Raw genomic sequence first — 19,012 nt, 5'->3', positions numbered from 1 at the left:
CTGTTCAGTGGGTGGGCAGGATGAAGGTGCTCTTCTCGCGCACGGCAAGGCTTTGGTCGTGCACTGCCACCGTCTCGAACACGATCGGCTGCACGCCTGACGGCATGCCTTCGAGCGGGGACGACAGGGTGAGCGTGACGGTATGGACGCGCCCCGGCTCGACCATGAACTCGCTGGTGCCTTCGATTCGCAGCCCCGGCAGGCCGCTCACACCGATGCGGAACTGGTGGGCCGCCTCCTCCATGTTGATGAGCTTGAGGATGTAGTTGTTTTCGATTCGTCCCTCGGTGCTCTCCTGCATCAGTGCACCGCGATCGCGGTGCACTTCCACCCGCAGCAGCACGCGCTCGTTCAGTGTCCACAACCCGAGCGCAGCGAACACGAGCAGCAGGCCGACATAGACCAGAGTCCGCGGCCGCCACCGGGCCGCTGCAGCCTGCGGTCGGCCGGCAAGCTCGCGCGCGCTCGTGAAACGAATCAGGCCGCGCGGCGCGCCGATCCGGTCCATGACCTCGTCGCAGCCGTCGATGCACAGGCCGCAGTTGATGCACTGGTATTGAAGACCGTCGCGGATGTCGATGCCGGTCGGACACACCTGCACACAGATGCCACAGTCGACGCAGTCGCCCTTGTTGGTGGATTGCCGCAGGGCGCCACGCGGTTCGCCGCGGCGGCTGTCATAGCTGACGTTTGCAGTATCCGGATCGATCATCACCCCCTGGAAGCGCGAGTACGGACACATGTGCTGGCAAACGGCCTCGCGTGCCAGCCCCGCCTGCAGATAGGTGAAGGTCGCGTAGAAGATCAGCCAGAAGGTCTCCCAGGGGCCGGTCTGGAAGCCGGCGATCGCCGGCAGCAGTTCCCGGATCGGGGTGAAGTAGCCGACGAAGGTGATCGCGGTCCACGCCGCCACCAGCGCCCAGATGCCATGCTTGACCGACTTGATCAGCAGCTTGCGCGCCGACATCGGGCTCTGGTCGAGGCGCAGGCGGGCAAGGTGGTCGCCCTCGACCTTGCCCTCGATCCACACGAAGATGGACGTATAGACCGTCTGCGGACAGGCAAAGCCGCAGAACAGGCGCCCCGCCATGGCGGTGGTGAAGAACAGCGCTGTGGCGGCCAGGATCAGGATGAAGGCGAGCAGCAGCGCGTCCTGCGGCCACAGCACCAGGTCGAAGAGATAGAGCTTTTCGTCGGCGATGTCGAACAGGATCGCCTGCCGCCTGCCTGTCGCCGTCGTCCATGGCAACCAGCACGCACCGTAGAACACGATCTGGGTAAGCCAGACCATTGCCCAGCGCAGGCCGTTGAAGCGGCCCTGCACCGCCTTGGCGTGGACCTTTCCCTTCTTGCGATAGAACTCCAGCCGGGCTTCGCGCGCCTTGCTGACGGGTGGGTTCATGGATGTACTCCGGCTTCAAAGATGGCCGGAAGTACATCATCCCGGGTGGGATAGGTGCAGATTCAGATTGTTTGATTTAGAACAGGTACAGATTCTGGCTGGCTGTCTTGCTGTGCCGGATGACTATCGGCCCGACTGTTCCTGTCTGCGCATCGGCAGGCGGTGACAATCAAGGTGTCGAGTCAGGAGCTGAGTACCGTGATTGCCAATACGATGAGTCTTGCCAATGCAGCGGATCTGCCCCCCAGTACGGGTAGGGTGCCCGGCAACAAGGGTATCTGGGTCGGGATCTGCTGTGAGTTTGTCGAGTTTCTGGTGCTGTTCATCGTGTACTTCGTCGCTCGTGCGCACTTCCCGGAGGATTTCCATGCGGGGGCCGAGCGTCTTTCGCAGACGGCGGGCGTGCTCATCACGCTGCTGATGGTGAGCAGTAGCTTCTTCATCGCCTGCTCGGTCACCCGCCTGCGTGCCGGGCGCAGGCGCGAATCGATCGCTTGGCTGATTGCGGGCCTGGTCGCCGCACTCGGCTATCCGTTGGTCAAGTACTTCGAGATCCAGTGGAATCTTGCGCAAGGGATCGATGGGCAGTCGGGGATCTTCTTCACCGTCTATTACTACCTGACTTTCACCCACATGGTGCACGCCTTCTGGGGCATCCTCGGCATCCTCTGGGTTCTCACCCGGCACGGGTTCGGGATCTACACTGCCGACGAACACGGCGGTCTGGAGGCGCTTGCCAGCTACTGGCATGCCACCGACATCATCTGGCTGGTCATTTTTCCCTTCTGCTACGTTCTGGCCTGATCATGGATACCTCCGCACGCAAGCCCGCCACCTCGCTGCAACCCCTGGTCTTGGCCTGGCTGGGGCTGGTCGGCCTTACCCTCGTCAGCCCGCAGCTCGGCGCCGGCCTCGGTGGGCAGGACACCGTGCAGCTCATCGTCGCCGCGATCATCTGGATCAAGGGCCGGCTGGTCGCACGCTACTTCATCGAGGCTGAGCTGGTGCACCCCTTCCTTCGCAATGTGCTGCGTTTCTTCATTGCCTTCACCCCGATCGCGATCGTGCTGACGACCTTGTTCGGCGACAGCTTCACCCGTCTCGCCAGCCTATAGCTGGCGTTTGATCAGCCTGCCGAGCGTGGCCAGTGCATCGTCCTGGCGTGCCGTGGCGGGGTGGCCGAAATTGAGTCGGAGGTAGCTGGAGAACTCGCGTTTTGCCGAGAAGATCGGCCCTGGCGCGGTGCTGATGCCGTGTGCGAGCGCTGCCTCGTGCAGTTGCAGCGTGTCGACCCGGGCAGGTAGCTCCAGCCACAGGAAGTAGCCGCCGTCCGGCCTGGCCAGGCGGATGTCGTGGGGCAAGTGCGTCTCGATGCCGGCCAGGAGTTGTGCCTCTTGAGTGGCAAGCTGCCTGCGCAGCTGACGCAGGTGGTTGTCGAAGCCGCCGTGCTTGAGGTAATCGGCCAGCGCGATCTGCACCGGCACGGCAGTAGCCAGGCTGGTCGAGTATTTCTGCCGCTGAACCTTCTTGGCGAACCGCCCCGCTGCGACCCAACCTACGCGGTACCCCGGGGCGAGGCACTTCGAGAACGAAGATACGTGCAGCACCAGTCCGTCGGTGTCCATTGCCTTGCTGCACAAGGGGGCCTCGCGGCCGAAGTACAGCTCGGCATAGACGTCGTCCTCGATCAACGGAACCTGGTACTTGCGCAGCAGCTCCAGCAAGGCGCGCTTGTTCTCGTCCGCTACGCGGCTGCCCGTCGGGTTGGCGTAGTTGAGCATGAACAGGCAGGCCTTGACCGGATGATGGCGCAGCGCATCGGCCAGCGCATCCAGGCTCACGCCCTCGCGCGGGTGGCTCGGGATCTCGATCACCTTGAGCCCAAGGCGTTCGCTGGCCTGCAGCCCGGCGTAGAAGGTGGGTGACTCGATGGCAACCAGGTCGCCGGGCTGGGTCAGGGCCTGCAGGCAGAGGTTGAGCCCTTCCATCGCCCCTGACGTGACGACGATCTCCTGTGGCGACACCGAGGCGCCATGCGCGAGGTAACGCAATGCGAGCTGTCGGCGCAGCTCCTCATTGCCCGGAGGCAGGTCGGTCACCGTGGCCAGCGGGTCCAGGTGACGTGCGGCCGCGGCGAGGAAGCGCCCGAGCTTGTCGAGCGGATACAGCCGCGCGTCCGGAAAGCTCGATCCCAATGGGACGATCGCAGGATCGCGAACGCTGTCGAGGATCTGGAAGATGAAGTCGCTGACCTCGAGCGCCGTGGAGCCGCCCACAGGGTGCGTCATCTCGGGCTCTGGCAGCTTGCGGCCGAGCCGGGCGCGCACGAAGTAGCCCGACTTTGGTCGTGCCTCGATCAGGCCCCGGCTTTCGAGCAGGTGGTAGGCCTGGGTGACCGTGATCGGGCTGACTCCATGGGTCTTGCAGGCCTGTCGCACGGAGAGGAGCTTGTCGCCGGGACGTAGTACGCCCGAAGCAATCAGTGCTGCAGTTCGCTCGGCAAAGTCTTGGTAGAGGCTCATGGGGCGATGCTAGCAGCGGGTTGCCCGCAGCGCCTTGGCATGGATCATTCCTCGTAGCTTCGCTGCGGCTGGCGCAGGTGCAACTCCTGGTTGAGGTCGGTGCCTGGGGCTCGTGTGTTGCGGGCCAGCGGTGCGTGCCGAGGGTGTCGTCGGGAGTTTCCTTGCATTTATAAAGACGATCGGTCTAATATCTGCCCATGGTACCGGAACAGCAGACTCCTCGTCGGCGCGGCAGGCCGCCCAAACAGCGCGCGGACCTGATGGAGACGCGCGAGCTTTTGCTGCGTGCGGGCCTGGAGGTGTTTACCGAGAAGGGCTTCTCGGCCACCGGCATCGAGGAGATCCTTGGCCGCGTAGGCGTGCCCAAGGGCTCCTTCTACCATTACTTCGACAGCAAGGAAGACTACGGCCTCGAGGTGATCGGACGCTACGGCGTGTTCTTTGCCCGCAAGCTGGATCGCCATCTGCTCGATCCGGCACGCCCGCCGCTGGCGCGCCTGCGCGCTTTCGTCATCGACGCGGCAGAGGGCATGGCACGCCATGAATTCCGCCGAGGTTGCCTGATCGGCAACCTCGGGCAGGAGATGGGCGCATTGCCGGAGAGCTTTCGGGTCCGGCTCAGGGATACTTTCGAGGATTGGCAGGCCCGTTTTGCGGCCTGCCTGAACGAGGCACAGCGGGCAGGGTGGCTGGCACCACAGGCCGACTGCGCGGGACTCGCTGCAGTGTTCTGGATTGGTTGGGAAGGCGCAGTCCTGCGTGCCAAGCTCGAGCGCAGTGCGAGGCCGCTCGAGCTGTTTGCCGATTTCTACTTCGCCGGGCTGCCCAAGGGCTGATTTTTTTCGTATTTTTATAGACGTTCGGTCTAAATCTGGAGGGGATGACATGTTCAAGGGCGTACTGATCGAGAAGGACGATGCGGGTTACCGCGCGAGCGTCAAGACGCTTGACGAAGCGCAGTTGCCCGAGGGCAACGTGACCGTGCGCGTCAGCCACTCGACGCTCAACTACAAGGACGGGCTGGCGATTACCGGCAAGGGGCCGGTGGTGCGCACGTTTCCGATGGTCCCGGGCATCGATCTGGTCGGGGTGGTCGAGGACAGCACCCATCCGGAATACAAAGCCGGGGACGCAGTGGTGCTCAACGGCTGGGGTGTGGGCGAGGTGCACTGGGGCGGCCTGGCGCAGAAGGCGCGTCTGAATGGCGACTGGCTGGTGCCGCTGCCCGCGGCCTTCACGCCGCAACAGGCGATGGCGATCGGTACCGCGGGCTATACCGCCATGCTGTGCGTGCTGGCGCTCGAACGCCACGGGGTCCAGCCCGGGGACGGCGAGATTCTGGTCACCGGCGCTGCCGGCGGTGTCGGCAGCGTCGCCATCGCGGTGCTCGCCAAGCTCGGCTACACGGTGGTGGCGGCGACCGGCCGCACGCAGGATGCCGACTACCTCAAGGCGCTCGGGGCGGCGGAGGTGGTCGACCGTGCGCTGTTCTCGTCGCCTGGCAAGCCGCTGGGCAAGGAGCGCTGGGCCGGCGCTGTCGATGTGGTCGGCAGCCATGTGCTGGCCAACGTCTGCGCCACCACCAAGTACCGTGGCGTGGTCGCTGCCTGCGGGCTGGCGGCGGGCATGGACCTTCCGGCGACGGTCGCGCCCTTCATTCTGCGCGGCGTCACCCTGGCCGGCGTCGACAGCGTGATGTGCCCGCGTGCGGACCGGCTGCTGGCCTGGCAACGCCTGGCAAGCGATCTGGATCTGGCCAAGCTCGGGCAGATCAGCCGCGAGGTCGGACTGGCCGAGGCCATCCCGCTCGCCGACAGCTTGCTCAGGGGCGAGGTCCGCGGCCGCATCGTCGTGGACGTCAATCGCTAGAGCCGTCCCGTCAGGATCAACCGTTTCATCATTCCAAGGAGAAGAAAGCATGACCCAGGCACAGCAATCCGCAGTGAGCCGTTTCCCTGTCCCCGAACTGAAGGACATGCCCGAAGACATCCGCGCGCGCATCGAGGCCGTTCAGGAGAAGTCCGGTTTCATCCCCAACGTGTTCCTTACGCTCGCCCAACGGCCCGACGAGTTCCGTGCCTTCTTCGCCTACCACGACGCGCTGATGGAGAAGCCGGGCAACCTGAGCAAGGCCGAGCGCGAGATGATCGTGGTGGCGACCAGCAATGCGAACCAGTGCCAGTACTGCGTGATCGCCCACGGCGCGATCCTGCGCATCCGCGCCAAGAACCCGCTCATCGCCGACCAGGTTGCAGTCAACTACCGCAAGGCCGATCTGAGCGCTCGCCAGAAGGCGATGCTCGATTTCGCCATGAAGGTCTCGCAGACCTCGCATCTGGTGGGCGAGGCCGATTTCGAACTGCTGCAGGCGCACGGCTTCACCGAGGAGGACATCTGGGATATCGCCGGCATCGCGGCCTTCTTCGGCATGTCCAACCGTCTTGCCAACGTGACGAGCATGCGGCCCAACGCGGAGTTCTACGCGCTCGGCCGCTGAGTCCTCGTCGACGAGGTTCGGTCTGGCAGCGCGAGGATGGCGCCCGGGGTCTCGAGCTGGATCTCGTCGCAGTTGTGCCCTGGCCCGCTGCGGTCGATGACGATGAAGTCGCAGATTTCGTCGAGTGCGAGCAGGGGGTGGTGCCAGACGCCGGGGGCGTAGTTGACGCCCTGGTCGCCGCGGGCGAGGAAGACTGTCAGGTCTTGTGCGGTGGGCGGTGCGCCCGCGGGGGCGACGACGACCAGATAGGGCTTGCCCGACATGGGGATGAAGGCCTGTGAGGCGAGCGGGTGGCGCTCCATCATGTTCACGGTGAAGGGCAGGGCGCGGGGCTGTCCGCGGAAGATGGAGACGATGACGCGGCCCTCGGGCCCGGGCTCGATGCGAGCGAGGTCGTGGTAGCGCTCGGTGTTGCCGGCGTTGATGGTGAAGTGCGGTGCGGCGTCGCGGGCCTCGATGAGCTGGCCGAAGGGTGCGAAGGCCTCGTGGGTGAGGGGCTCGACGGCGAGGGGGAGGGCGGGGTGCGCGGTCATGGTGTGCTCTCGGGTGAGGAAGGGGGCGACACGGCGGTCGGGCGCCCGGGCGCAGGGCTGCGCCCGCGCAGCGCCGGTCTTCTTATTTGGCCTCGACCTTGCCCCACAGGCGCAGTCGCGAGACGCCGCCGTCGGGGAAGATGTTCAAGCGCACGTGGGTGATCGGCCCGAGTTTGGCCACTTCTTCGGTGAAGCTGTGGATCGCATCCATCTCCAGTTTCTGCTCGGGCAGCAGGGTGTGCCAGAACATCGACTGGGTGGTGATCGAGCGGTCGGTGCCGCCAGTGACATAGGCGGCCTGGATCGAGCAGCGATCGGGGTAGTTGCCCTTGAAGAAGGCGGTGTCGACCTCGATGCGCTCGACCGTGCCGGGGGCGCCGAGCTCGAGCACGCACCAGTCGTTGCCCGGTTCGCGGCGGCGGCGGGTCTCCCAGCCATCGCCCATGTTCATGCCACGGCCCGGCAGCAACAGCGCGGCGGCCGAAGAGCCGAAGCTGGCGTCGTTCCACGACACGGCGCGGCCGCCATTTTCCATCGCCACCAGATCGACGAGTTCGCCCGCGGCGGCCTTGGCCGCGAGCGAGCCCACCGGGCGGCCATAGACGCGCAGGCGCGCGATGCCGCCGTCCGGATACATGTTCACGCGCAGGTGGGACCAGGCCGCGGTGCTGGCGCACTCGAGGAGGTGATGGCTGTTGGGTCCCATCGGGGTGGCCGGAAGGATCTCGGTCCAGGTCGCGGCCTGGAGCGCGGCCACGTCATCGGCGTCGGAGACGCAGGCCTCGATCGAGACGGCGGGCGGGTAGTTGCCGGTGAAGTGAGAGGTGTCGACGTCGAAGCCGCGGATGACGCCCTTGACGCCGAGTTTGACGAGAGCCCAGTCGTGCCCGGCGACGCGCTTGCGGCGCGACTCCCAGCCATCCATCCACTTGCCGTTGGTGTCGAACTTGCCGGGGACGAACTGTGCGGGCTCGGGGTTGAGCATGCGTGCGACCTCGGCGAAGAAGTCGTCGGAGGCGGCGATTGCCTTGGCGCCCAGGCGCGGGTTGGCGAGGTCGACCGAGCGCAGCGCCCAGTCGGGCAACTCGGCAGGGGGGGCGAAGACGGGGGCGCCGGGAGTGTGGCTGGCCATGTGTGTTCTCCTTGTCAGAGTTGGAGCAATGCGTTGGATCAATGGGGTCTGACCCCATTGAAATCATTTCGGGTTGTAGGGGTGGCGCTCGATCCAGTGGCGGGCGATGTCGACGCGGCGGCACACCCATACGCGGTCGTGCTTCTCGATGTGGTCGAGGAAGCGCTGCAGCGCACGGAAGCGGCCCGGGCGGCCGAGCAGGCGGCAGTGCATGCCGATGCTCATCATCGCCGGGCGCTCCTCGCCCTCGGCATACATCACGTCGAAGGCGTCCTTCAGGTACTCGAAGAACTCGTCGCCGTGCGAGAAGCCCTGCGGCAGCGCGAAGCGCATGTCGTTGGTGTCGAGGGTGTAGGGCACAACGAGGTGCGGCACGGTGTCGCCGTTGGTCTTGCGCACCTCGGTCCAGAACGGCAGGTCGTCGCCGTAGTAGTCCGAGTCGTACAGGAAGCCGCCATGGTCCGCCACCAAGCGCCGGGTGTTCACCGAGTCGCGGCCGGTGTACCAGCCCAGCGCGCGCTCGCCGGTGAGGCGCTCGATGATCTCCATGCCGATCCGCATGTGCTCGCGCTCGATCTCCTCGGGCACGTTCTGGTAGTGGATCCAGCGCCAGCCGTGGCAGGCGATCTCGTGGCCCAGTTCCTTGAACGCGGCGGTGAGCTCGGGGTGGCGCTCGAGCGCCATCGACACCCCGAAGATCGTCATCGGCAGGCCGCGGCGCTCGAACTCGCGCAAAAAGCGCCACACGCCCACGCGCGAGCCGTACTCGTAGATGCCCTCCATCGACAGGTGGCGCTCGGGGTAGCTGGCGGCGTTGAACAGCTCGGACAGGAACTGCTCGCTGCCGGCGTCACCGTGCAGCACGCAGTTCTCGCCGCCTTCCTCGTAGTTGAGCACGAACTGTACGGCGATGCGGGCGCGGCCCGGCCAGTCGGCATGCGGCGGGTTGCGGCCGTAGCCGACGAGGTCGCGGGGGTAGGGGGCGTTCGGAGTGCTCGGGGTGTTCGGTTTCATGCTCGGCTCCGGTGGGTCAGGCGAACAAGGCATCGAGGCGGAAGCGGGCGATCTTGCCGATCTCCTGCAGGCAGCGGGCGAATTCGGTGTCGCGATCGTTGCTCAGGCGGGCCTCGACGCCATCCATGATCTGGTGGCGGCTGAGCCCCTTCACGGCGACGACGAAGGGGAAACCAAAGCGCTCGCGGTAGGCCTTGTTGAGGCTGCGCAGGCGCTGCAACTCGTCCTTGCTGCACTGGTCCAGCCCGGCGCCGCGCTGCTCGCCGGTGGAGGCGGTGGTGAGCGTGCCTTCCTCCGCTTCCTTGCCGGCAAGCTCAGGGTGCGCGCAGATGAGGGCGAGTTGCTCGGCCGTGCTGGCGGTATCGAGCACCGCGAGCATGGCGGCGTGCAGGCCGTCGATACTGTCGAACGGGCGTTGGGCCCAGGCGCGCTCGGCGATCCAGGGCGAGTGCTCGAAGATGCCGTCCAGGTGGCTGACGAAGTCAGGCTGGGACAGGGCGGAAAGCGCCTGTAGGGTGAGGGTGTTGGGCGTAGCGTTCATGGCGTGGGTCTCTTGCGATGCGTTCTCGGCGGCGCGCTCAGTCCTGCGTCCTCGCGCCCTGGGCGAACCAGATGGCGATGGCCTGGCGTTCTTCATCGGTGATGCCGGTGAGGTTGCCGAGCGGCATGTAGCCGCTGGCCACCGTCTGCGCGCTCATGACCGCGTGCTGGGCGATCTGCTCCGCGCTCTCCAGCATCACGCCCTTGGGGGGTTGGGCGAAGCCCTCGAAGGTGGGCGAGGCGGCGTGGCAACTCACGCAGCGCTGGTCCATGATCTGCTTGACGGTGGCAAAGGACACCTGCTCGCCGCTGGCGTCGACCGGCTTGGGAGCCATCAGCACGATCAACAGCAGGATCAGCGCGCTGCCGGCGGCCGGCAGCCACCACTTGACCTGGCCGCGATGGCGCAGCACGAAGAACTGGCGGATCAGCACGCCGGCCATCATCAGCACGCCGAGCACGAGCCAGCCGTTGGCATGCGCATAGGTCATCGGGTAGTGGTTGCTGATCATGATGAACAGCACCGGCAGGGTGAAGTAGGTGTTGTGCACCGAGCGCTGCTTGCCGACGATGCCGGGCACGGTGTCGACCTCTTCGCCGCGGCGGATCTGCTCGACCATCTTCTTCTGGCCGGGAATGATGTGGAAGAACACGTTGGCCGCCATCATCGTGCCGAGCATGGCGCCGACGTGGATGTAGGCGCCGCGGGCCGAGAACACCTGATGCAGCGCATAGTTGGCCACCATCACGAAAACGAACACGATGGCTGCGAGCACGCCGTCCTTGCCGATCATGTTGCGGCACAGCAGGTCGTAGAAGACCCACCCGGCAACCAGGAAGGCGATCGAGATGGCGATTGCCGCGGTGGGCGATAGCGCCATGACGCTGTTGTCGATCAGGTAGCTGGAGGCACCGATCCAGTAGATCAGCGCCATCATGCCCATGCCTGACAGCCAGGTGCTGTAGGCCTCCCATTTGGACCAGTGCAGGTCCTGGGTAAGTGGTTCGCCCTTGGGGCCGGTGAGGTACTTCTGGCTGTGGTAGAACCCGCCACCATGCACGGCCCACAACTCGCCGAACACGCCGCGCTGCGCGTCTTCGGGTTTTTTCGGGGGCTTCAGCGAGTTGTCCAGCATGACGAAGTAGAAGGAGGCGCCGATCCAGGCAATGCCTGCGATCAGGTGCACCCAGCGGACCAGCAGGTTGGCCCAGTCGAGCAGGTAGGCTTCCATGTTCTTGTCTCTGTGTCAGTGGGGGAAGCGCGAGGCTCAGCTGCCGCGGTAAGTGGAGTAGCTCCACGGCGAGACCAGCAGGGGTACGTGGTAGTGCTGCTCGGTGTTGGCAATGCCGAAGCGCAGCGCAACTTCGTCCACGAACAGTGGCTCGGGCAGGTCCAGCCCCTGGGCGCGGAAGTAGTCGCCGGCGGCAAAGATGATTTCGTACTTGCCGGCCTCGAGCGCGGCGCCTTCGAGCAGGGGCTGGTCACAGCGGCCGTCGTGGTTGGTGACGGTGCGCGCGACTTCGCGGCGCCCGCCATCGAGCCTGTAGACGATCACCGCAATGCCGCTGCCCGGCTTGCCCTTGGCGGTGTCCAGAACGTGGGTGGTCAGGCGTCCCATGGTGTTGTCTCCTGCATGCTGTCTGGTGTGGGGCGGGCCCGTGCTCAGGCCCTTGATCTGAGTTGCAGTTTAAGCCCAGGGTGTATTAAGTAATCGCATATATGTTTATAAGTGATATATGCTGGCGCATATCTGACTCGGCGACCCCAGGCCGGGCTCCCATCACCGTGGACGAGGAGACGAGCATGACCCTAAGGCGTAGCGATGACCCGCTCGATACCTACCTGCTGCGCGTATTCGTGCTGCTCATCGGCGAGCGCAGCGTGTCACGTACGGCGCTCAAGCTCAATCAGTCGCAACCCGCGATCAGTGCTGCGCTCAAGCGCTTGCGCGACATCCTTGGCGATCCGCTGCTGGTGCGCGAGAAAGGCGGCATGGTGCCCACCGAGCGCGCGCTCGCGCTGGTGTCGCATGCCAAGGGGGCGCTCGCCGAGATCGACCGCATGGTCGATGGGCCAGAGGCCTTCGAGCCCGACAGCACGCGTCATGAGTTCCGTATCGGCTCGCCCGATTACCTGGCGCCGGTGTTCATCGCCGGAGTCGCCGAGCGTTTCCGCAGCGAGGCGCCGCAGGCGCGCCTGACGCTGCACTCGCTCGGGCCGAACTTCGACTTCGAGCGCTCACTTGCAGAGGGCGACCTAGACGTCGTGATCGGCAACTGGCCCGAGCCACCGCATCGCATGCACCTGTCGATGCTGCTCGAAGACGAGATCGTCTGCCTGGTGGCGGCCTCACACCCGTTTGCGCGCAAGGGCATGAGCGCGGAAGACTATGCGCGCGCGGTGCATGTGGTGCCGATGCCCTATTCGATCAGCCAGCGCGGGGTGATCGACAGCGTGCTGGCGTCGATGCGCATCCACCGCGAGGAACGCGTCGTCGTCCAGTCCTTCACCGCGGCCCCCTACCTGCTGCAGGGCACCGACCTGGTATTTACCACCACCCGTCACTTCGCCCAGTTCTATGCCAACCTGCTGCCGCTGGCGATCGTGCCCTCACCGATCGCTTTTCCGCCGATGCGCTTCTATCAGCTCTGGCACGAGCGCAATCATCAGTCCCCGGGGCATCGCTGGCTGCGTCGGCTGCTCAGCGACTGCGGGCGGCGTATCGTGAGCGCATCGGCCTAGCGCTCGCGAGGGCGCGTACGCCGGCGATCTCAAACGAGATCGCCGAGTTCCTCGTGCAGTTGCTCGATACCGCGCAGGCGCGCCCGGCCTTGCGCGCCCAGTTGTAGCGCGAGCTGGCTGGCGAGGAAGTTAATGAGGCTCACCGCCGCGACGTAGCTGTCGAACATCGACGCGCCGCGGCAGTGACAGGGGATGACCCAGTCGACATTGCGCGCCATGGCCGCGCCGCTCGGATCGGTGATCACTGCAATCCGCACGCCGTTGTTGCGCGCCACCTCCAGCGCCGACAGAAAGGCCGGCACCCGGCGCCGAAAGCCCACCGCCAGCAGCACATCCTGCGGGCCGAGGCCGAACAGGCCTTCGGCGAGGGTCTCTCCATGCATCGGCGCCAACTCCACGCCCGCTCGCAGCAGGCCGAGCTGGCCGCGTGCATAGGTGGCGAGCAGCGCACTGTTGCGGTGCCCGATCACCAGCACCCTGCGCGCATCGTGCAAGGCGGTGACGAGCTCGTCGAGCCGCGTCTGTGCCAGCCCGTCGAGGGTCTTGCGCAGCACCTCCAGGTCAGCCGCCACATGCGCCTCTATGGCCGAATGCGTCCCTTGTGGCGCATCTGTGGCGCTGACGTAGATCGGTGAGCCCCATTGCTGCGCATTGCGCGCGTCGGCGCGCGCCTGGGCGAAGCTCTGATAGCCGAGGCGCTGGACCAGTCTTGTCACCGCCGCCTTGGACGCGCCCGACAGGCGCGCCAGTTCGGTGGCGGAGTGGGTGGCGAGATGAGATGGAAAGTCCAGCAGCAGATCGGCCACCAGGCGTTCGCTGTTGGGCAGGCCCTCGTAGCTGCCGCGGATGCGGCGTTCCAGCGAGCTTGGCCCCACGTTCTGGCGTTTGCCGCTCTTTCCTGGCGTTGATGCAGCGCTCATCGGACGCTCTTCCGAGTGTGTTGGCACGTTGTTTGCGTTGAAGCGAACCATAGCTGAAAAAAACGTTTTACTGATTGTTTTTCTGAAACAGGTGATCCAGTATGGTGCATACAACAGAAAAAGCGGCCCTTCCACGCACCACTTGCGGGAGCGGGCAGCGGGTAGAACGGGATGGCGCCCGCGAGTGCGGACGCCGGCCGCTGACCGGTGTGAAGGAGACTCTGCATGCATGACCCTGGTGAATACGAGGGCGTGGCGCGCGCGCTTGACGGCATGAGCCGCAGGCTGGCGCGCGCCGTCGACCTGATCTGCGTGGCGCTGCTGATCGTGCTCGTGCTCGACGTCTGGCTCGGCGTGCTGGTGCGCTACGTGTGGCCGCTGCCGATCACCTTCATGGAGGAGGCGGCGCGCTACCTGATGATCTGGGTTGCGCTGCTCGCCGTGTCGGCGGGTATCTCACGGCGTGAGCACATCGGCGTGCAGATGTTGTTCGCCTACCTCCCGTCCTGGCTGCGCCGGGGGCTGCTGGCGGTGGTCGACCTGCTTGGCATCGCCTTCTTTTCGATGCTCGTGTTCTACGGGATCGGGATGGTCGAGCGTGGTGAGCGCGTGACGACGATGATCTACGGCATGTCCAAGGCCCTGCCTTTTGCGGCGGTGCCGGTCGCGGCTGCGCTGGCGGTGGTGCAGCTCACGCTCGTGGCCGTGCGCGACCAGTTGCGCCTGGCGCGCTCGCCGAACGTGGTGGTGTGCCCATGATCACGGTCGCCCTTACCTTCGTCGTGCTGATGGTGCTTGGCATGCCCGTCGGCTACGTGCTCGGCATCACTGGCATGGTCGGCATGTGGAGCATCGACTCCAGTGGTCGCTTCCTCACCATGGCGCCGGACCGCTTCTTCGCCGGCCTGGACTTGTTCACTTTCCTCGCCATGCCCTTCTTCATCCTCGCTGGCGAGATCATGAACCGTTCGGGTATCACCGATCGCCTGATCGGCCTGGCCGATGCACTGGTGGGCTACCTGCGCGGCGGCATGGCACATTCCAACATGGTCGCCTCGGTGATGTTCGCCGGCCTGTCGGGCGCGGCGACGGCCGACGCCGCGGCCTTCGGCAACACCCTTGTGCCGGCCATGGTCAAGAAGGGCTACACCCGGCCCTTCGCCTGTGCGGTCACCGCGGCGGGCTCGATCATCGGGCCGACCATCCCGCCGTCGAACCTGATGGTGATCTATGGTTCGCTGATGGGGGTGTCGGTGGCCGGCCTGTTCGCCGCCGGCATCCTGCCCGGGCTGCTGATCTGCCTGGTTTGCATGGCGGTGATTGCTGCGCTCGGGCGCCGGCTCAACCTGCCCAAGAGCGAGCACCGGCCCAGCCTGCGCCGCATCCTCGTCGCCTTCAAGGACGGCTTTGCCGCGCTGCTGATGCCGGTGATGATCCTCGGCGCCATCCTTGGCGGCATCACCACGCCGACCGAGGCGGCCTCGATCGCGGTCTTCTACGCCCTGGTGATGGGGGTGTTCGTGTATCGCAAGGTGGGCTGGGGCGATCTGGTCGACATGCTGGTGCGCACCGCGCGCATCACCGGGGTGGTGTTCCTGATCATCGCCTCGGCTTCGATTGTCGGCTGGTGGATGACCTTCAACCAGATCCCGCAGGCGATCGCGGCCGCCTTCCTGGCGGTGTCGTCCGAGCCGGCCGTGATCATCGCGCTGATCCTGGCGTTGCTGCTGCTGATCGGCATGTTCATGGACATCAACGCGCTGCTCATCATCCTCGCACCGGTGCTGGCGCCGCTGACGGTGACCATCGGCATGGACCCGATCCACGCCGGAATCATGATCGTGCTCGCGCTCAACATCTCGCTGATGACGCCACCGGTGGGCGCCTGCCTGTTCGTGCTGGCCTCGGTCACCGGCGAGAAGATCGAACGCATCGCGCACTCGCTGTGGCCTTTCCTGCTCGCCGAGATCGCGGTGCTGTTCGCGGTGGCGTACTGGCCGAGCCTGACGCTGGCCGTGCCTCGGCTGCTTGGCCTGACCGCGAGTTGAGGCGCAGGTTTGCCGTTGTTTCATCCCCTTCGTTGAATCCCCTGCCGTACCCCTTCACCCTAGCCCTGGAGTAAGCATGATGATCTCGCTGAAGAAACTTGCCGTCACTGCCCTTGCGGCAACCGCCATGCTCGCGTCGCCCGCGTTCGCGCAGAAGACCATCCGCCTGGCCCACCTCAACCCCGACAGCCCCTTCGACAGCCATTCCGGTGCGATGGCAGCGGTGTTCAAGAGTCTGGTCGAGACCGGCACCAATGGCAGCGTCAAGGTGCAGCTCTTCCCCAACGGCCAGCTCGGCAAGGACGACGAGGTGATCCAGCAGGTGCGCGATGGCCTGGTGCAATCGGTCATCTCGTCTGCGGGCGGCATCTCCGCCCACTACAAGATGGTCGGCGTGTTCGACATGCCGTTCGCTTTCCCGAACATCGGCGTGGTGCACAAGGTGATGGACCTCGGCAGCCCCTTCGGTCAGAAGTTTGCCGCCGACCTGTCGGCCAAGACCGGGCTCAAGGTGCTCGGTCTGCTCGACTCGGGCGGTTTCTTCGCCATCAGCAACTCCAAGCGCCCGATCCAGACTGCGGCCGACCTTGGCGGCCTGCGTATCCGCACGATGACGCTGCCGACCCATGAGGCCACGGTGAAGTCGCTCGGCGGCCAGCCCACGCCGCTGCCCTGGGCCGAGGTGTACACCGCCCTGCAGACCGGCGTCGCCGACGGCCAGATGAACCCGGTCCCGATCATCGCCTTTGCCAAGTTCGACGAGGTGCAGAAGTTCCTGTCGATCACCAACCATGTCATCACGCCCTACGTGTGGACGATGAATCAGGCGTTCTACGACGGCTTGACGGCGGAAGAGCGTGCAGTCGTGGATTCGGCTGCGGCGGTGGCGGTGGACGCCGGGCGCGGCATTTCGCGCATCATCGAGGCCTCGGCCGACAAGGGCCTGCCCAAGCTCGGCCAGCGCATGCAGGTCAACGCCATTCCCGAGGCCGAGCTGCAGAAGTTCGCCGCCGTCGCGCAGCCCGCCGTGCGGGCAGTGATCGAGCAGCAGCTGGGCGCCGAGGGCATCGACATGCTCGACGCCATGCTCGCCAACATCGAGCAGGTCAAGTAAGGCTTCACCACAATAACCATGCGGCTGCACGCCCGCCCGCGGCGTGCAGCCGGAGGACGAACGGCAATGACACAGATCCTGCGTGCCGAGGGCATCGCAAGCTATCCCAATCCACTCGCGGTTTCCGCGACCACCCCCTATGGCGAGGCGCGCGCGGCGATCCTCAGTTGCGAGGGCTTCGACGCCGCCGAGCGCGAGATCTCGCAATGGCCGGGCTACGCCCCGACGCCCCTGCATACGCTGCCGGCGCTGGCGTCGCGCCTTGGCCTTGGTGCGCTCTGGTACAAGGACGAGAGCAGCCGCTTTGGGCTCAAGAGCTTCAAGGCGCTGGGCGGCGCCTATGCGGTGTTTCGCCTCATCCAGAAGGCGATCGCCGCGGCCCATGGCGGTCACCAGGCAACACCGGCGGAGATCCTCGCCGGACAGTATCGCGACATCGTCAGCGCGCTCACCGTTACCTGCGCCACCGACGGCAATCACGGCCGCTCCGTGGCCTGGGGGGCGCAGCTCTTCGGTTGCCGCTGTGTGATCTACATCCACGCCACGGTCAGCGAGGGCCGGCGTGCGGCGATCGCGCACTACGGCGCCGAGGTGATCCGCGTGCCCGGCAACTACGACGACTCCGTCCGCCACGCCGCGGCCGAGGCCGAGCGCAACGGCTGGACGGTGGTCTCGGACACCACCTACGAGGGTTACCGCGACATCCCGATCGACGTCATGCACGGCTACGGCGTGATGGCGCGCGAGATGGTGCGCCAGCTCGGCGATGAGCTGCCCACGCACGTCATCGTGCAGGCCGGTGTCGGCGCGCTTGCGGCTTCGGTTTGCGCGGCCTTCTGGCTGGCCTGGGGTGAGCGGCGGCCGGTGTTCATCATCGCAGAGCCCGAGCAGGCCGATTGCTTCTTCCAGAGTGGCCAGGCGGGCCGGCCGGTGGCGGTGCACGGCGATCTCGACACCGTGATGGCCGGACTGGCCTGCGGCGAGGTGTCGCCGGTGGCCTGGGAGATCCTCAGCGGCGGCGCGAACCATTACGCCACCGTGGGCGACCGCTTCGCGCTTGAGGCGATGCGGGTGTTCGCTTTGCCGCAGGATGGTGATGCGGCGATCGTGTCCGGCGAGACCGGCGGCACCGGGCTGGGCCTGCTGCTGGCGGCTGCGGGTGAGCCCGCCGTGAGGCAGGCGCTTGGCCTGGATGCGAATGCGCGTGTGCTGCTGATCGGCAGCGAGGGCGACACCGACCCGGTGATCTACCGGGAGGTGGTGGGCAGGTCGGCCGAGGAGGTGCTGGCATGACGACAGTCTCCCAGGCCCCGGGCGTCGAGCCCGATGGCGCGCGCCTGCTCGCGCGCCTGGCGGCGCTGGCCGACATTGGCCGCACCGGATCCGGTGCGTGCTGCCGGCTGGCGCTCACCGACGACGACCGCCGCGGCCGCGATCTCGTCGTCGGCTGGATGCGCGAGCTCGGCCTGCAGGTGTCGATCGACCCCATTGGCAACGTCTTCGGCCTGCGCCCCGGGCGTCGGGCCGATCTGGCGCCGGTGATGACCGGCTCGCACATCGACACCGTGCGTACCGGCGGCGCCTATGACGGCAACTACGGGGTGCTCGCCGGGCTCGAGGTCGTCGCTGCGCTCAATGACGCCGGTGTCAGCACCGAGCGGCCGCTGGTGGTGGCTTTCTTCACCAACGAGGAGGGCGCGCGCTTTGCACCCGACATGCTCGGCTCGCTGGTCTACGCGGGCGGGCTGGCGCTGGACGAGGCGCTTGCCACGCGCGCGATCGACGGCGCCGTGCTGGGCGAGGAGCTGGCCCGCATCGACTACGCCGGTTCGGCACCGCTGGGTGGCATCCGTCCTGCCGCCTTCGTCGAACTGCACGTCGAGCAGGGGCCGGTGCTCGATCTCGAGGGGATCACCATCGGCGCCGTGGAGAACCTGCAGGGCATCTCCTGGCAGCAGGTCGACATCGTCGGCCAGTCCAACCATGCCGGCACCACGCCGATGCGAATGCGTCACGATGCGGGCTACGCCGCGGCCGCGGTAGCGCACTTCGTGCGCGCGCTCACGCGCGAGATGGGCGGCGACCAGGTCGGTACCGTGGGCAAGGTGGATCTGACCCCCAACCTGATCAACGTCATCGCCGCGCGTGCGTCGCTCACCGTCGATCTGCGCAACACCGACGAGGCGCTGCTGCAGCGGGCCGAGACCCGCCTGGCGGCCTTTCTCGACGAGCTGGCGGCGACCGAGGGGGTGAGCATCAGCACGCAGCGCCTGGCGCGCTTCGAGCCGGTACGTTTCGACCCCGGCATCGCGGCCCGCATCGTCGCCCACGCCGAGGCGCTCGGTTACACCCACCGCCGCATGACCTCGGGCGCCGGGCATGATGCTCAGATGCTGGCGCGCATCTGCCCGACCGCCATGATCTTCGTCCCCAGCGTCGGCGGCATCAGCCACAACCCGGCCGAACACACCCAGCCCGCAGACCTCGTCGCCGGCTTGCGCGTGCTGTTTGCGACCCTGCTCCAACTTGCCAACGAGGGAGCCTGAA

20 protein-coding genes are annotated in these 19,012 nt (G+C 66.3%); 11 read left to right on the top strand and 9 right to left on the bottom strand.

What is annotated here, in order from left to right; all coding sequences use genetic code 11:
• Nucleotides 1–4: 4 nt before the first annotated feature.
• Nucleotides 5–1,402, bottom strand: coding sequence for a cytochrome c oxidase accessory protein CcoG (ccoG, locus tag C662_RS13805; protein WP_002930256.1), 1,398 nt, complete (start codon nucleotides 1,400–1,402; stop codon nucleotides 5–7).
• Between the two features lie 213 nt (nucleotides 1,403–1,615).
• Here ccoG and C662_RS13800 point away from each other — a divergent pair, with 213 nt between their 5' ends.
• Together C662_RS13800 and C662_RS13795 are read left to right on the top strand one after the other, a co-directional pair.
• Nucleotides 1,616–2,206 carry a cytochrome c oxidase subunit 3 family protein gene (locus C662_RS13800; RefSeq protein ID WP_037984664.1) on the top strand — a complete coding sequence of 197 codons (591 nt, stop codon included), beginning with the start codon at nucleotides 1,616–1,618 and terminating at the stop codon, nucleotides 2,204–2,206.
• A gap of 2 nt (nucleotides 2,207–2,208) precedes the next feature.
• Nucleotides 2,209–2,517, top strand: a complete 309-nt coding sequence (locus C662_RS13795) for a hypothetical protein (RefSeq protein WP_002930251.1) — start codon at nucleotides 2,209–2,211, stop codon at nucleotides 2,515–2,517.
• On the opposite strand, the gene C662_RS13790 is transcribed toward C662_RS13795, so the two are convergent.
• Nucleotides 2,512–3,924, bottom strand: coding sequence for an aminotransferase-like domain-containing protein (locus C662_RS13790; protein ID WP_002930248.1), 1,413 nt, complete (start codon nucleotides 3,922–3,924; stop codon nucleotides 2,512–2,514). The two genes, C662_RS13795 and C662_RS13790, sit on opposite strands and share 6 nt — an antisense overlap.
• A gap of 197 nt (nucleotides 3,925–4,121) precedes the next feature.
• Here C662_RS13790 and acuR point away from each other — a divergent pair, with 197 nt between their 5' ends.
• The 3 genes from acuR to C662_RS13775 are packed head-to-tail and all read left to right on the top strand — an operon-like array spanning nucleotide 4,122 to nucleotide 6,421.
• The gene (acuR, locus tag C662_RS13785; protein WP_443080861.1) at nucleotides 4,122–4,760 is read left to right on the top strand and encodes an acrylate utilization transcriptional regulator AcuR; all 639 of its coding nucleotides are present in this window, start codon (nucleotides 4,122–4,124) and stop codon (nucleotides 4,758–4,760) included.
• A gap of 49 nt (nucleotides 4,761–4,809) precedes the next feature.
• Nucleotides 4,810–5,793, top strand: coding sequence for an acrylyl-CoA reductase (NADPH) (gene acuI / locus C662_RS13780; protein WP_002930244.1), 984 nt, complete (start codon nucleotides 4,810–4,812; stop codon nucleotides 5,791–5,793).
• 49 nt (nucleotides 5,794–5,842) lie between these two features.
• Nucleotides 5,843–6,421: a peroxidase-related enzyme gene (locus tag C662_RS13775; protein ID WP_002930242.1), complete on the top strand. Its 579-nt coding sequence runs from the start codon at nucleotides 5,843–5,845 to the stop codon at nucleotides 6,419–6,421.
• Here C662_RS13775 and C662_RS13770 read toward each other — a convergent pair.
• The 6 genes from C662_RS13770 to uraH all read right to left on the bottom strand — a co-directional run bounded on the left by C662_RS13770 (nucleotide 6,403) and on the right by uraH (nucleotide 11,259).
• Nucleotides 6,403–6,954, bottom strand: coding sequence for an ureidoglycolate lyase (locus C662_RS13770; RefSeq protein ID WP_002930241.1), 552 nt, complete (start codon nucleotides 6,952–6,954; stop codon nucleotides 6,403–6,405). The two genes, C662_RS13775 and C662_RS13770, sit on opposite strands and share 19 nt — an antisense overlap.
• An 82-nt stretch (nucleotides 6,955–7,036) precedes the next feature.
• Nucleotides 7,037–8,086, bottom strand: coding sequence for an allantoicase (alc, locus tag C662_RS13765; protein ID WP_002930239.1), 1,050 nt, complete (start codon nucleotides 8,084–8,086; stop codon nucleotides 7,037–7,039).
• 63 nt (nucleotides 8,087–8,149) lie between these two features.
• Nucleotides 8,150–9,100, bottom strand: a complete 951-nt coding sequence (puuE, locus tag C662_RS13760) for an allantoinase PuuE (RefSeq protein ID WP_002930237.1) — start codon at nucleotides 9,098–9,100, stop codon at nucleotides 8,150–8,152.
• Nucleotides 9,101–9,116: 16 nt separating this feature from the next.
• Nucleotides 9,117–9,641: a 2-oxo-4-hydroxy-4-carboxy-5-ureidoimidazoline decarboxylase gene (uraD, locus tag C662_RS13755; RefSeq protein WP_002930235.1), complete on the bottom strand. Its 525-nt coding sequence runs from the start codon at nucleotides 9,639–9,641 to the stop codon at nucleotides 9,117–9,119.
• Between the two features lie 37 nt (nucleotides 9,642–9,678).
• Complete coding sequence (locus tag C662_RS13750) at nucleotides 9,679–10,872, bottom strand: urate hydroxylase PuuD (protein ID WP_002930228.1); 1,194 nt, start codon at nucleotides 10,870–10,872, stop codon at nucleotides 9,679–9,681.
• 36 nt (nucleotides 10,873–10,908) lie between these two features.
• Complete coding sequence (gene uraH / locus C662_RS13745; protein WP_002930226.1) at nucleotides 10,909–11,259, bottom strand: hydroxyisourate hydrolase; 351 nt, start codon at nucleotides 11,257–11,259, stop codon at nucleotides 10,909–10,911.
• A gap of 185 nt (nucleotides 11,260–11,444) precedes the next feature.
• On the opposite strand from uraH, the gene C662_RS13740 reads away from it, so the two are divergent.
• Nucleotides 11,445–12,383: a LysR family transcriptional regulator gene (locus C662_RS13740; RefSeq protein ID WP_002930219.1), complete on the top strand. Its 939-nt coding sequence runs from the start codon at nucleotides 11,445–11,447 to the stop codon at nucleotides 12,381–12,383.
• 29 nt (nucleotides 12,384–12,412) lie between these two features.
• Here the strand turns inward: C662_RS13740 and C662_RS13735 are convergent, their stop codons facing one another.
• Complete coding sequence (locus C662_RS13735; protein WP_198291905.1) at nucleotides 12,413–13,303, bottom strand: MurR/RpiR family transcriptional regulator; 891 nt, start codon at nucleotides 13,301–13,303, stop codon at nucleotides 12,413–12,415.
• 225 nt (nucleotides 13,304–13,528) lie between these two features.
• Between C662_RS13735 and C662_RS13730 the strand changes: the two genes are divergently transcribed.
• From C662_RS13730 to C662_RS13710, 5 genes are all read left to right on the top strand, one after another.
• Nucleotides 13,529–14,062, top strand: coding sequence for a TRAP transporter small permease (locus C662_RS13730; protein ID WP_002930215.1), 534 nt, complete (start codon nucleotides 13,529–13,531; stop codon nucleotides 14,060–14,062).
• Nucleotides 14,059–15,351 carry a TRAP transporter large permease gene (locus tag C662_RS13725; RefSeq protein WP_002930213.1) on the top strand — a complete coding sequence of 431 codons (1,293 nt, stop codon included), beginning with the start codon at nucleotides 14,059–14,061 and terminating at the stop codon, nucleotides 15,349–15,351. Before C662_RS13730 ends, C662_RS13725 begins: the two co-directional genes overlap by 4 nt.
• A gap of 76 nt (nucleotides 15,352–15,427) precedes the next feature.
• Nucleotides 15,428–16,465, top strand: coding sequence for a TRAP transporter substrate-binding protein (locus tag C662_RS13720; RefSeq protein WP_037984659.1), 1,038 nt, complete (start codon nucleotides 15,428–15,430; stop codon nucleotides 16,463–16,465).
• A 66-nt stretch (nucleotides 16,466–16,531) separates the two neighbouring features.
• Nucleotides 16,532–17,758, top strand: a complete 1,227-nt coding sequence (locus C662_RS13715; RefSeq protein ID WP_002930209.1) for a diaminopropionate ammonia-lyase — start codon at nucleotides 16,532–16,534, stop codon at nucleotides 17,756–17,758.
• Nucleotides 17,755–19,011: a Zn-dependent hydrolase gene (locus C662_RS13710; protein WP_002930207.1), complete on the top strand. Its 1,257-nt coding sequence runs from the start codon at nucleotides 17,755–17,757 to the stop codon at nucleotides 19,009–19,011. Before C662_RS13715 ends, C662_RS13710 begins: the two co-directional genes overlap by 4 nt.
• The last annotated feature ends 1 nt before the right edge of the window (nucleotide 19,012 follow it).

The sequence above is a fragment of the Thauera sp. 28 genome (assembly GCF_000310145.2).
GTDB lineage: Bacteria > Pseudomonadota > Gammaproteobacteria > Burkholderiales > Rhodocyclaceae > Thauera > Thauera mechernichensis.
The sequence above is the reverse complement of the archived record's forward strand: the minus strand, read 5'-3'. Positions and strand labels throughout refer to the sequence as shown.